Origin of the sequence: Spirosoma aureum, assembly GCF_011604685.1 — a bacterium.
Taxonomy (GTDB): domain Bacteria; phylum Bacteroidota; class Bacteroidia; order Cytophagales; family Spirosomataceae; genus Spirosoma; species Spirosoma aureum.
Genome location: NZ_CP050063.1, coordinates 3,866,433 through 3,879,944, shown reverse-complemented (window position 1 = coordinate 3,879,944; position 13,512 = coordinate 3,866,433). Strand labels below are relative to the sequence as shown.

Here is a 13,512-nt window from a genome sequence, read left to right as displayed (position 1 = left end):
CCGTGAGCCTATCCAATTTGACCTTTTATTCTGCTTATGCCGGTCTCTGGTGGCGAGTCTCGATGTAGGTCAGCCCGGTTGATTACACTTACCGGAAGTCCTAGTACTATAAAGGATAATAGTCCAGCGTAAAGACACCTTTTGATGTGGCGCTCTGGTTATGAGCAAGTGATCAGCTGAATAAGTAAATAACTGCTCCACATCAGTTTTAACAGCTGATATTAATAACAATTATATATGGACTGTTTTAATCTCTTAACATAATTTATTTAATTAGAATGGAATACAATAATACTTTAACGGTTTTAACCATCGATTAACTGTCAATTATTTATGAAAGCATTATACATATATTCTTTAATAATATTTTGTTTCAATTGGACACTAGCGCAGAAGACTGTACCAGTCTTTAACAAGCTATCAAAAGGATCATATGACAAATTAAATATAAACGATAGTCTACTTGTTGATAGTCTGGCTCGCCTGGAACGTAGAAATGAAATTCATGAGATTTATATAGGGAGATATAACACAGTCTTATGGGATAAGGTAAACAGCGACAAAGAGAAGCTAATAAATGGACCACAAAGAGCCTGGCAGCCAGAACGATTTAATAAACTGTTCCATACAGTTAATTTAAACTTTGTAACGGATCGAAATTATAAAAAAGTCGAAAGTAATTTAAAGATAAAATTTGGATCCGAAAGATCGACAGTAAGTTATGGACAATGTTCGGTCTACATACCTGGTGATCATAAAATTGGAGAGACCGTTTCGTCAAATTTCTATAATTGGGTTAATTATAATACAGATGATTACATGCATTTAGTAGAGAATACACTTTTAGACAAAAATAATTTTTATAGTCAATTATCTAAACGCATTAATGAATCTAGTAATAAAAACGCATTACTATTTATACATGGTTATAATGTCTCTTTCGACCAAGCGGCAATAAGGACTGCACAAATTGTCTTTGATTTAGATTTTAAAGGCCCAGCTATTTTTTACAGCTGGCCGTCTCAGGATAATCCGTTTCAATACTCTACGGACGAAACTAACATTGAATGGACGCAAAAGCACCTGGAAGATTTTTTATTAGATTTTTTCAAAAATACAACTTCCCGTAATGTTTATATTATAGCTCATAGTATGGGAAATAGGGCTATGACTAAAGCAATAGCGAATATTTCCAAGCTAGATCCTAAAATTAAAGAAAGAGTTAAAGAGGTTATTTTAGCGGCACCGGATATTGATGAAGATACATTTCGGGAGGGTATCGCTCCTTCGTTAATAAAGTCATGCCAAAGGGTTACTATTTACGGTTCAGCAACTGATGTAGCTATACGGCTATCCCACTTCTTCCATTCCTATAAACGGTTAGGTGCCACTTTTAACGGGGCCAAATTGTTACCAGGAATTGACTATATCGATGCGACAGGGGTTGATGCGAGCTTTTTAGGACATTCATACATAGGGACGAATCGAACCGTTATAGCAGATATATCAGAGATCATAAACCATAGTTTAGCTATTTCTAAGCGATTTGGGCTTAATAAAGTAGCAATAAAGCCAATTTCTTATTGGAAATTCAGGGAATAAAGTATAGGCCCAGACCCTCTCGGGTGATCGACAACTTTTGCACACCAGGGGGCCATTTGGTTTTGGCAGTTACAATGTACTCTATCCAGATCGTCAATTAGACATCGTCCTGTTGGCTAATGAGTCGGGTAGCTTGACACAGGCTAAACTGGTTGGCTTATCAAAGCGAATAGCGAAACAGGTAGAATATGAAAATTTGTTGTTTGGTTTGGCATGACTTTTCACACAGTCAATAAAGCTACATCTGTTCTTACAAAAGAAATTTATAGCTTTATCGTATACCCGAGAAATGGTCGGATTGCCTCTTTGGCTCAGTTCGGCTATCAGCTATTTAAGCAAGGCTTTTCTTCAGGTGACTGGGAGAGATGCCATACTTCTTCTTGAAGACATATGAAAAGTGGGAAAGGTCTTCAAAGCCTACTTCCAGGTACACTTCGGAAGGATGTTGGCCCAAATGGGCCAGCATAAAATGCGCTTCGGTCAGCCGCTTATCCACTAACCAGCGGCCAGGTGAGGTGCCAAAAGTCTTTTTGAAATCATCCTTAAATACAGTGAGGCTGCGTCCGGCCAGATAGCTGAAATGCTTGAGGCTCACATTGAACCTGAAATTGCGGTTCATGAAGTTTTCCAGGTCTATTTTGCCGGGATCGCTAAAATCAAGCAGCACGTTTTTCAGGTTCGGAGTGGTTTTTAACAGGATCAGGACGATCTCCTTGGTTTTGAGCAGCATAAAATGGTCGCGTTCTACGCCCGTAAGGCTCAAATAGGGTTGCATAGACTTTACATAACTGTCCAGCAATGGGTGCGGTTCCAGTTTAATGATCGCGTCGCAACCGAAGCATTCATTCGTCTCTGCTTCATAACCATATTCCTTGCTGAAACTTCTCAGGAACTCCTGGCTTATATAAATCGAAACCGATTTGAAAGCCTTACCGTTCGCCCCGCCTTTTTTATACCTGGCAAGATGGTTGCGGCTGATAAAGCCGTATTCCCCAGCCTCAATGTTGTATGTCTTCTCCCCATCATAGACCGTTAAAAATCCCGTTTCGAGGTAAATGAAAATATGTTCGGGAATGAATTGCTCATTCGAAATGGTGGGTTCAACGTGGCAGGGGTACTGGGTGTGTTCCATAGTACTAATTTAATGGAAAATCTCCTGCCCCCCGAAGCTATAAGGCAGAGGCAGGAGTAGCCAGCCTTACGCGGGCATGAACGGTAAATACGATTCTTTGATCGAATTCACATAATCCTGATCAGGCATAGTCAGTCGGTTGTTGACGCGCTGCTTGAAATCATCGTTTCCGACAAGGTAACGCAACGTGTCGGTTCCATCAGAAGCGGCTTGGTAGATCACTTCCGCTACTTCTTCAGCCGTAGCCAGTCGCATAGCCTTCAACTGGCCAAACATCTGGCTGGATGCATTAATGAAACCGTCGTATTCGGGGAGTGGTTTGAGGGCGATTTTTTCTTCGCTCACTTTGATGAAATTGGTGGTGGTTCCACCCGGCTCCACGATCTTAACCCCGATATTCAGGGCTGCCAGTTCAAACGATAAGGCTTCCGAAAACCCTTCCAAGGCAAATTTTGATGCATTATAAAGGGAAATCAATGGCAATGTAAAACGGCCCGCGCCAGAACTGATATTGATAATCATCCCCTGCTTCCTCGCCCGAAAATGTGGCAGGACAGCCCGGATCGTATTCATTACACCAAACACATTCACGTCAAACTGCTCGTGAACCTGCTCAGGCGTAAGGGCTTCGAAAATACCATACTGGCCATAGCCGGCATTGTTGACGACGACGTCGATCTGTCCGAACCGTGCTATACCCTGCTGAATTGCGGTTTCGATGGTTTCAGGGCGCTGTACATCGAGCCGGGTTACGAAAATAGGCTGGTTATCGACCAATTCGGTTTCCTTTTCAGGGGTACGCATGGTAGCGATGACATTCCAGCCTTGGGTGGCGAAATAGTGTGCGGCTGCTTTGCCGATTCCGGAGGATGCGCCGGTAATTAAAACTGTTTTACTCATGATCGTTGACTGTTGATGCGACAAATTTCGTATTCCTATCAAGAGCCAACTTTGTTGTGAGGCCGGAATTACTTTGTTGTTGGGACGGTATGAATTTTGACTGAGTGAATGGTATAGCCTTAAAGCGGTAGAAGTAAAGATCTTTGTTCTGTAAGCTACCGTTCGTTGGGGCATGACTAGGGCTCAGGTAGTAAAAGCTGAAGGGAAGAAGCCGTCTAATGATATAGCCGACGCACTAATTTTTCAAAACTAAAGCTTTGGGCGTCCCGGCATTAATTCTGTCAATACGTTAAATGATGCCGTTTTCTATAAAAGCCCAGGAATAATCAAGTTATGTCATTTACTGCTCTATTGATAGCAGTAAACGATTTCGTCTGTCAACTTTCGAATGAGTATATACACTCCGAGAATTACGGAATTAATGATCGTTAACTCCGATATTTTCGGAGTAATGAAGTACCTGAATTTTTTAATTACCCAAAGTAATGATTATAAAATAGACTGATTTTCAGTTGATTGCAAAATTCTGTTTTCGTATTTTAGCTTCTCTCCTTAGCTGGCATGTTATTGGTAACTGAAATTAGTAGTCAACTATTAACAACCAAAACCAATTAAAGCGTATCAGATTTGAGCAGCCTAACCGAACAAAAATAGGACCCATATCAGCGCAGCATTATTGCTTATTTTGGGATTAGCGGTCAACCGGAACCAAAAAAAAGAAGGAAGCAATCGTAAACCTGAAACTCATCAGAAGGAATTGGATCAGAATATTTTTAAGAAACGTTGAATGCAAAACTAGATAAATGGCTTACTGAAAAAGAGTGGTTGATGAGGGAGGTACACCATCGGGTGAAGAATAATCTTCAGATGGTAACAAGCTTACTTCATACACAATCTGCCCATCTTAAAGATGAAGCAGCTATTCAGGCTGTCAAGGATAGTCTTCGGAGGATGCAGGCAATATCCCTGATTCATCAAAAGCTTTACCAGGGTGAAAATATTTCTACTATTGACATGCCCGACTATATCAATGAACTGGTGCGCTACCTGCATGAAAGCTTCGAAATTGGTAACCGGATCGTTTTTGAGCAAACAATTGAGCGGTTAGAACTGGATGAAACGCAGGCAACTCCACTGGGGTTGATTATTAATGAGAGTATTGTCAATGCCATTAAGTATGCGTTTCTGAATGGACAGAATGGAATTGTGCGTATTAATTTGCAACGAGATGGGGCGGATCACCTATTACTCAATATATCGGATAATGGAGTTGGTTTGCCAGCAGGGTTTGACCTATTTGAACATAACTCGCTGGGACTTGAACTGATGCAGGGCCTTGCCAGGCAATTGAATGGCACCTTTACTATTGAAAATAATAAGGGTGTGCATATATTGGTCAGGTTTAACATGTTGAAAAACTAATTTTCAGCCAAGCCCCGGCTTCAAATTTATTGTAACCAATTGGTATGGACATCAACGTGCTTATTGTGGAGGATGAATTTCTGGTAGCCAATGATCTGCGGGTAATCGTAAAGCAGGCGGGGTATAAAGTGACCGGTATTGCTGCTTCTGTCGAAGAAGCCAATGAGAATCTGCAAAAGCAGAAACCGGATCTTGTCCTTCTGGATATTCGATTAAAAGGTATTCTATCGGGCATTGACTTCGCCAGGAAGCTAAGAGCTGAAAATATCGCTTTTGTTTATATATCTGCCAATTCAAGCCAAAAAGTATTGGAGGAAGCAAAGTCAACGGATCCTTATGGATTTATTGTCAAGCCATTCCGGGAAAAGGATCTTCTGGTTGCGCTGGATATTGCGTGGTATCGTCACCAGCATAGCCTTGAATCAAAATTGCGGCAGGAAGAACTTTTGCAAAAACAGTTAACGAAAATAACCACTGACCCATCTGGTGCTGAACAAAAGTTATTGAAGATTGCCAGGGTGATACAGCCTTATATACCCTTTGATTTTATTGCATCTAAACCCTGGCCAGATAATGCTGGACAATTCAAGGATATAGGGTATTTACGCATTGGATTTGATGAATATCAGTTTATTGGTGAAAAAGAATTAATGACAATAACCGGTTTTAAAAAAGACGTCCTTTCCGCACTAATTAAAAACAGTGATACCAATGCCATCCTTTATAGTGATGGCATACCAAAACAAAAACCTGGTATAAATTCGCTTCAACAACTATTGTTTGATTCGTTTAAGTTAGAGTCGTATTTGGTTTTTCCTGTCGATCCAGGCAATGGACAAATGGTTCACTATGCCTTTTATAGTCGTAAGCAGGATGTTTACACCAGGGATCATATTGCCTTATTAAATCGTTTAAAACCGTATTTGGTTGCCTTAGCCGAAAAGAAGATTTATGATGAAACCTCGTCAACGTTAACACTAGTTCAGCCCGATTCCGTCAATAAGAAAAATAGTGAGGCAGCAAATTATTCGGGATCCCATCCAACGTTCAAAAATATTATTGGAAACCATCACCTGTTACTGGCATCATTAGATCTTGCGTCGCAGGTTGCGCCATACAACACGTCGGTTTTAATTCTGGGCGAGAGCGGAACTGGAAAAGAAAAAGTTGCTCATTCCATCCACTCACTTTCACCGAGAGCAAGTGGACCGTTCATTAAAGTAAATTGCGCGGCTATACCACCCACACTCATAGAATCGGAGTTATTCGGTCATGAAAAGGGAGCATTTACTGGAGCCACTGAAAAAAGGAAAGGCAAATTTGAGCAGGCAGATGGCGGCACTATTTTTTTAGATGAGATCGGCGAGTTACCGCTGGATATGCAGGTTAAACTACTGCGTGTTTTACAGGAAAAGGAAGTAGAATATGTGGGAAGCAGTGCACCCAGGAAAGTGAATGTTCGCATTATAGCTGCTACAAACCGAAACCTTGAAAAAGAAGTAGCGAACGGAACGTTCCGGCTTGATCTATATTATCGGCTCAATGTTTTTCCGATTACATTACCCCCTTTACGGGAACGAAAAAGTGATATTGAAGCACTGACATTGTATTTTGCCGATAAGTTTTGTAAAGAGTTCCATAAGCCATTCATGGGTATTGCTGCAACAATGATGGACGAAATGTATGCGTATAATTGGCCGGGCAATATCCGTGAACTCGAGAATGTTTTGGAGCAGTCTGTTATTCTCAATGATGGGCGATCAAACTTAGAATTAAAGCGAAGCCTTACCGGTACAAGGAATGAATTATCTGGAAAGGTGAACATCGAAACGCTCGAGGATGTAAAGCACATTCAGAGGGAAACAGAAAGAGACTATATCATTTCAATTCTCAAAAAAGCCAAAGGCCGTATACGGGGAGTGAATGGGGCTGCAGAATTATTAAATATTAAACCTACGACCTTAGAATCAAAAATGGCTAAGCTGGGTATTAAGAAGGATTTTTTATGAATTCGCCAGTTAATGCATAGCCTTCGCATACAGCGAACGCCAACGACAAAAACGCGTAAGCGAGTACCAATTTTATTAGTCGGCAACGTGATCCGGTTTTAGGGCGTAGTGTACGAATAAGGTGAAAAAATAACCAGAGAATGAGAGCAGAAACCGAATTTTTCCTCAATTCGATACGAGAATTTTGTCCGTCAATGACTGAAGCTGAGCTTTCTCAGTTTGCGTCAAAGCTTAGATTCACAGAATTAAAAAAGAAAGAGGTCTTTCTTCAATCGGGTGAAATCCAAAAAGCTATCGGGTTTGTCACCAAAGGCCTGGTCCGTTCTTTCTTTATTGATCAGGATGGAAACGAGCGAACGGTAGGCTTTTATCCCGAGGGTGACTATGCCACCCATTACCCGGCCTTTATTTCGCAGAAGCCAAGCAAGTACGCCATACAGTGTTTAGAGCCAACGACATTTGCCTGTCTATCATTCGAAGACATGCAATGGATTTATCAACAGTCGCAAAACTTTGAAAAATACGGGCGGTTAGTTGCCGAAGAAATCTTAAAAAGGCAACAGGCTCGTATCGAAAGCTTTGTCTTTCAAACCGCCGAAGAGCGTTACCTTGATTTTATCAAACAACATCCGGCTTTATTCAACCGGGTCTCTCTATCTCACCTCTGTAGCTATCTGGGCATCGAAAGGCAATCCCTTACCCGGATTCGTCAGAAAATAGCCCACCACTGATTTTTGACACATTTGTGTCAGGTACGCCTTTCCGATCCAGCCCAACTTTGCAGCATCAAAATAACTATGAACGACAATGGCAAGGAACATCGTACTTATCCTGGGACATCCATCGGAAAACTCCTTTTGCAAAGCACTGCTGGAGGCCTACCAAAACGGGGCGGAACGTGCTGGAGCCAACTGCCGGATCATTATAATATCCAAGTTAAATTTTGACGTAAACCTTACGGACGGATATAGAACCGGAGAAGCTAAGCAGCTTGAAGACGATTTGCTTACAGCGCAGCAACTGATCAAATGGGCCGATCACGTCGTAATGGCTTACCCGAACTGGTGGGGTTTTATGCCGGCCGTTACGAAAGGTTTTATTGACCGAATTTTCCTGCCCGGCTTCGCCTTTAAACATCATTCCGGTAAACTATTTCCAGAGAAGCTATTGCGCGGAAAGAGCATACGACTTCTGGTCACGATGGATACGCCCAAATGGTGGTTTTACCTGATATATCGGGCATCGCAATACCAGATTCTAAAAGACATCGTGTTCGGATATGTGGGCTTTGATCCCATTCGGTTTTCTACGTTTGGATTCATGCGGAAATCGACCGAAAAGCAGCGGACTAATTGGCTAAGCCAGGTAGAAAAATTAGGCCAGCAGTTCAAATAATTCCAGTAAGGCTGGCTACCCCGCCTACAGATGTAGCAACACTCAATCAATACAACTACCATGACTCATCAAGCTAAATGGGGCACAGTTGCCCCTGTCAACCCAAAAAAGGGTTTCAGGATTCACTTGCTTGTTTTTCTACTGGCAACGCCAGCTATCTGGCTCATCTGGTATCTCACCGACAGCACTTACCCATGGCCTATATGGTCTACCCTCGCCTGGGCAATTGGTGTATTGTTCCATTACCTCGGTGTATTTGTCTTCAAAAAATCAATAAACAGATAAAAGGCAGAATTATGAATCAGCAATCAAAACCATTCCGGCGCATCGTGACTGGCCATGATACGGATGGGAAAGCAATCATTGTGTCTGACGCACCGCCTGTCCGTTCGCAACTGGTGGGCGGCCCCGGTGGCCCTACCTTCTTTGAAGTATGGCATACACTGGAAACCCCGGCCTTAATTCACTATCAGCCCGATGAGACGGATGAGCGTGGTTTAGTACTGCCTCCGCCGACGAATGGCACCCGCATACGGGTAATTGAATTTCCGCCGGAAGGGGAAGAAATTCGAAAGCTTACCGGAGCCGATGCAGCCGCCAAATTCAAGTCGATGGGCGACGAGAAGGCTTTCACCTCGCAGGAGGGCGCCCCTCACCCCCTGATGCACCGAACCCAAACTGTCGATTATGGAATCGTACTGGAGGGTGAGATAACCCTGATTCTGGACCGGGCAGAGACGATCATTCAGCCGGGAGACATTGTTATCCAAAGTGGGACAAACCATGCCTGGGCTAATAGGTCAGACAAGATATGCCGCATGGCCTTTGTGCTGATCGACGGCCAGTTTACCAACGACATTCGTTAACAATTAACAATTCAGATCATGCGTCTTCAACCCTTACCCCCCGATATACTTAGCCCTGAGCTTCGGTATGTACACGATGAAATTGCCAATCTGATTGGCAACAGTCAGAGCCAGGTAACCATGCTCGATGCTCAAGGGGCATTACTGGGGCCTTTTCCGCCTATGTTGCATTACCCGCAGTTTGGCGTACCGGCCCTGAGCTTTATCCGAACCCTGGATCAGCACGCAACGCTTGACAAAACTTTGCGTGAAGTCGCTATCCTAACCGTAGGAAGTGTCTTTGGGGCCCGCTTCATTCTCTATGCTCATGAGATCATGGCCGAAGCTTTTGGCCTGTCTGCCAACATTGTCGCATCCCTGGCTGCCGGCGTCTGTTCCACTGGTTTAAACGAGCAGGAAACCATTGCGTATATAGTATCCCGTTCGCTGGTTTCGGGTCATATTGTTTCCGAATCAACCTACAAGCAGGCCGTACATCTGCTTGGACAGGATGGGGTAGCAGAGCTCTTCTTTCTTGTCGGCAGCTATAGTCTGATCGCCATGGTCCTGAATGGATTCGATATGCCCGCACCGGAAACGAATCAATGAGCCGCCCCCTAAAGCATTTCAGTCAAGTAAGCATAGTATTGCTCAATTCATAAGCACGGGTTAATCATGAAAGAGCATCCTTTCAAATTCTTTTAACGACTACTACCCGTTTCTGTCAGAAAATAATCCGCTGGTGTTTTTTGACACAAATGTGTCAGGTAGACCTTCCGATTAGCGGCCACCTTTGCATTGTCAGATCAACACAAACAGGTTGAATGAATTGACAAAAAACAATGATAAGCCGGCCACCATAGGCAATTGTCAACACACTGCCTAAACCGAGTTTACCATGAATTTTAAGTAAAAATCAAAGACAACCAATTAAAATAAAATCAAAGAAAATGAAAACTACAGTTTCGTTGCTGTTATCAACAGCTGTTGCCCTTTCGGCATTAGCTTCATGCGCTAAAAAGGATGAAGTCCCTGCCGCCACTTCACAGACTTATGTGCTGGTTCACGGCGCATGGCAAGCTCCCTATGTATGGAATGCCGTCCGTTCCGACCTGATTAAGAAAGGAAACCAGGTCGTTGTAGTCGAGTTGCCCGGCCATGGTACTGACACGACCCCGTTGCATACCTTAACATTGGATGTATACCGAGATAAGGTTATTGAGGCAATGTCGAAAGTGAATGGCAATGTTATTCTTGTTGGACACAGCATGGGTGGAATGGTGATCACCAATGTGGCCGAGAAAGTGCCCGCCAAAATCAGCAAGCTGGTTTACATCGGTGCGTTTCTTCCGGCGTCCGGGCAATCGCTCGAAGAGTTATCCATGCTTGACCCTGGTTCTAAATTAGGTCCCTCGTTGTTGCTTTCAGCCGATCGGCTGGCACTTGATGTGAAAAAAGATAACCTGACCAATCTCTTTATAAACGATGGCACACAAGCGGATAAAGATCTGGTACTTAGTAACTATCGTCCTGAACCCTCCATCCCCTTTAGTAATAAGGTTACGCTAACAAAGGAGAACTTCGGTGCCGTAGAAAAGGTATATATCAAGACCCTTCAGGACATCGTGATTTCTCCAGGCTTTCAGGATCGAATGATTGCTGGAGCAGGCATCAAAACCGTATACACGGTCAACACGAGCCACTCTCCCTTTCTGGCTCAGCCGCAGGCAGTCTCCGAACTGTTGTTTAAGATTGGACAAGAACTGACGATTAAGTAAAACTGTAAGTATGACCAACCACAAGATTGGTTGGTCATACTTACGATAAATCAACATTTGACGTCATGGCAACGCAACTATCGGTCATATCGAGAAGCATCGTGACCGTCTTTACCGCATCACTCTTACTATGTACACTGAGCGTAAAGGGCGAACACGTACTTAAAATGAAGAAGAAAGTTTTGTTCGTGGTAACAAGTCACGATCAAAAAGGGAATACGGGAGAACCTACCGGGTTCTATCTATCGGAAGTTTCGCACCCGTGGAATGAATTAGTAAAAGCTGGGTACGAAATTGATTTTGTAAGTCCTAAAGGTGGAAAAGCACCCATCACCGGGTTTGACCTGAACGATCCTGTCAATCGAAAATTTTGGGAAGATAATACTTATCGATACAAGATTGAACACACGCTGAAGCCTTCCGATGTTGGCACCAATGACTACGTTGCTATTCATTATGCGGGTGGATTAGGTTGCATGTGGGATTTTGCCGACAATATCGAATTGGCTTCGATTGCTGCCCGTATTTATGAAACAGGTGGCGTTGTGAGTGCGGTATGTCATGGACCGGCCGGGTTGTTGCCGATCAAATTGTCCAACGGCAACTACCTGATTGATGGCAAAAAAATCAATGCCTTCACCAATGAGGAAGAGGAAGCTATAAAAATGGAAAAGGTAGTTCCGTTTTTACTGGAATCGACCCTGATTAAGCGAGGTGTCATTTTTGAAAAATCAGGCGTGGCGCAAGTACACGTAGTAACGGATCAACGGGTAGTAACCGGGCAAAATCCTCAATCTGCGAAAGCGGTTGGAGAAGCAGTTGTAGATCTGTTAAGAGCTGAGGAAACCGTGGCAGTCATGACCCGATACGAGGTAAAAAAGAGCCACCGGAAATTGTTTCGTAAAGTGATTCGCAGGTATGTGAAACGGGCGAGGGCAAATGAATCAAATATCATGGCAGAGGCCTATCGGGAACAGGAAAATTCATCCGTATTGTGGGTTATGGAAAGATGGAGCAGCAAAAGCGGCTTAAACCTGATGAGGGCCGGTGCCAGGTACAAACTAATCCAATTCCTTTCAGAAAAAAAGCTGACTCAGCCTGCAAAAGAAATCGTCATCCAAGACCTGGAGCCTGTCTCGAAAAATGACTGGCGACGGAGTCCAGAAAAGCAGGATAAGCCAATCACGATTATGCTGTTTGTGGATAGCAAACCGGGAACAGAAGCTGCTTTCAAAGCCGTGTACCATACGGCCATGCCGCAATTCCGTGGAGAGCCGGGAGTCATCAATTACCAGCTTTCACAGGTGGCAGATGCTCAATCGCAGTTCGTTACCTATGAAAAATTCAGAAATGAAGCGGCCTTTCAGTACCATCTGAATTTTCCTCCAATTCAGCCTGTAATCGATTATTTGACTACCAGCATCAAAAAACAACCGTTTCAAACCGGCCTTCACCGACTTATCGAGTTTGCACCGGTGAAACGGAACTAACAATTCACCCGATCGTGAATCGTCAACTTTATAAACACCATAAAACAACACAAAAATGAGAATTATCAATCAAATCATCCTGGCTGGTATGGTAAGTATACTTACGGTCGTTCATGCAGCAGCCCAGCTTTACGTTAAACCGGCCAACACCAACGATCATGAGCTTTCGGTATTGAACCAATTGTCTTCCCGGTCAGCAGTGGTCAATATGCCGGTGTCGCAGCTATTGAATGCCCCTGGCAATGAGGCACTCCGGGCATTCTTTTTTACGCCCATCCGGGATACCGCCGTATTGAAAGGTAAACGGATCGCCGTGATTGCAGCCGACGGTTTTGAAGAAATAGAATTATTAGGTCCGGTGTGGTATTTCAAAAAACTAGGTGCCAGTATAGACATTGTTGCGCCGAAATACAATCCTGGGCCGGAGCGATATGGGTTGGTTTACCCGGAAATTGCTAAAACTCATATCATGTCCATCCAGTATTTGCAACCCGTAGGTTGGGTGAAATTCGACCGCACCGCCGATCAGGTGAAGGTGAGTGATTACGATGCCGTTTTCATTCCCGGTGGTGCCTGGAACCCTGATAACCTGCGTAATGATAAAGATGTAATCAAATTTATTAAGGACTTCAACAAATCCGGGAAACTGATTGCTGCTATTTGCCATGCACCTGTTGTGTTGGCGTCTGCCGATATTCTCAAAGGCAAAAAGCTAACCGGATACTGGAATATTCAGGTTGATCTGAAGAATGCCGGAGGTACTGTCCTGGAAGAACCGGTTGTAACGGACGGAAATCTGATCACCAGCCGTCACCCGATTGATGTAGCCGATTTTTCAAGAGCCGTGGAAAACTGGCTGGTGAAAAATAATCTGCGGAATTAACGCTAAAAATAGAGTACCCCAGATGAGGGTAATCAATTGAAGAAAGATTTTCACAA

13 protein-coding genes are annotated in these 13,512 nt (G+C 43.5%); 11 read left to right on the top strand and 2 right to left on the bottom strand.

The genetic code is table 11. The features are described 5' to 3' along the window. Positions 1-333 precede the first annotated feature (333 nt). Entirely contained in the window at positions 334-1,602 is a 1,269-nt protein-coding gene (locus tag G8759_RS15220; protein ID WP_167209348.1) for an alpha/beta hydrolase, read from the top strand. 331 nt (positions 1,603-1,933) lie between these two features. Here G8759_RS15220 and G8759_RS15215 read toward each other — a convergent pair whose 3' ends face one another. Then, positions 1,934-2,734, bottom strand: coding sequence for a helix-turn-helix domain-containing protein (locus G8759_RS15215; RefSeq protein ID WP_167209346.1), 801 nt, complete (start codon positions 2,732-2,734; stop codon positions 1,934-1,936). Between the two features lie 66 nt (positions 2,735-2,800). Further along, positions 2,801-3,634, bottom strand: coding sequence for an SDR family oxidoreductase (locus tag G8759_RS15210; protein ID WP_167209345.1), 834 nt, complete (start codon positions 3,632-3,634; stop codon positions 2,801-2,803). A 783-nt stretch (positions 3,635-4,417) separates the two neighbouring features. Between G8759_RS15210 and G8759_RS15205 the strand changes: the two genes are divergently transcribed. From G8759_RS15205 to G8759_RS15160, 10 genes are all read left to right on the top strand, one after another. After that, the gene (locus G8759_RS15205; RefSeq protein ID WP_232074265.1) at positions 4,418-5,056 is read left to right on the top strand and encodes a sensor histidine kinase; all 639 of its coding nucleotides are present in this window, start codon (positions 4,418-4,420) and stop codon (positions 5,054-5,056) included. 44 nt (positions 5,057-5,100) lie between these two features. Then, on the top strand, positions 5,101-7,065 hold the full coding sequence (locus G8759_RS15200; protein ID WP_167209343.1) for a sigma 54-interacting response regulator: 1,965 nt from the start codon (positions 5,101-5,103) through the stop codon (positions 7,063-7,065). A gap of 194 nt (positions 7,066-7,259) precedes the next feature. Continuing rightward, positions 7,260-7,796, top strand: coding sequence for a Crp/Fnr family transcriptional regulator (locus G8759_RS15195; RefSeq protein WP_232074264.1), 537 nt, complete (start codon positions 7,260-7,262; stop codon positions 7,794-7,796). A 76-nt stretch (positions 7,797-7,872) separates the two neighbouring features. Further along, positions 7,873-8,460, top strand: coding sequence for an NAD(P)H-dependent oxidoreductase (locus tag G8759_RS15190; protein WP_167209338.1), 588 nt, complete (start codon positions 7,873-7,875; stop codon positions 8,458-8,460). Between the two features lie 60 nt (positions 8,461-8,520). Further along, positions 8,521-8,745: a 2TM domain-containing protein gene (locus tag G8759_RS15185; RefSeq protein WP_167209337.1), complete on the top strand. Its 225-nt coding sequence runs from the start codon at positions 8,521-8,523 to the stop codon at positions 8,743-8,745. Between the two features lie 11 nt (positions 8,746-8,756). Further along, positions 8,757-9,326 (top strand): cupin domain-containing protein, encoded by a 570-nt coding sequence (locus G8759_RS15180; protein ID WP_167209335.1) that lies wholly within the window; start codon positions 8,757-8,759, stop codon positions 9,324-9,326. A gap of 18 nt (positions 9,327-9,344) precedes the next feature. After that, positions 9,345-9,914 (top strand): carboxymuconolactone decarboxylase family protein, encoded by a 570-nt coding sequence (locus tag G8759_RS15175; RefSeq protein WP_167209333.1) that lies wholly within the window; start codon positions 9,345-9,347, stop codon positions 9,912-9,914. A gap of 341 nt (positions 9,915-10,255) precedes the next feature. Further along, a complete protein-coding gene (locus G8759_RS15170) occupies positions 10,256-11,083 on the top strand; it encodes an alpha/beta fold hydrolase (RefSeq protein WP_167209330.1) in 828 nt (275 codons plus the stop codon). A 65-nt stretch (positions 11,084-11,148) separates the two neighbouring features. After that, a complete protein-coding gene (locus tag G8759_RS15165) occupies positions 11,149-12,573 on the top strand; it encodes an antibiotic biosynthesis monooxygenase (RefSeq protein WP_167209328.1) in 1,425 nt (474 codons plus the stop codon). Between the two features lie 55 nt (positions 12,574-12,628). Then, the gene (locus G8759_RS15160) at positions 12,629-13,456 is read left to right on the top strand and encodes a DJ-1/PfpI/YhbO family deglycase/protease (RefSeq protein WP_167209326.1); all 828 of its coding nucleotides are present in this window, start codon (positions 12,629-12,631) and stop codon (positions 13,454-13,456) included. The last annotated feature ends 56 nt before the right edge of the window (positions 13,457-13,512 follow it).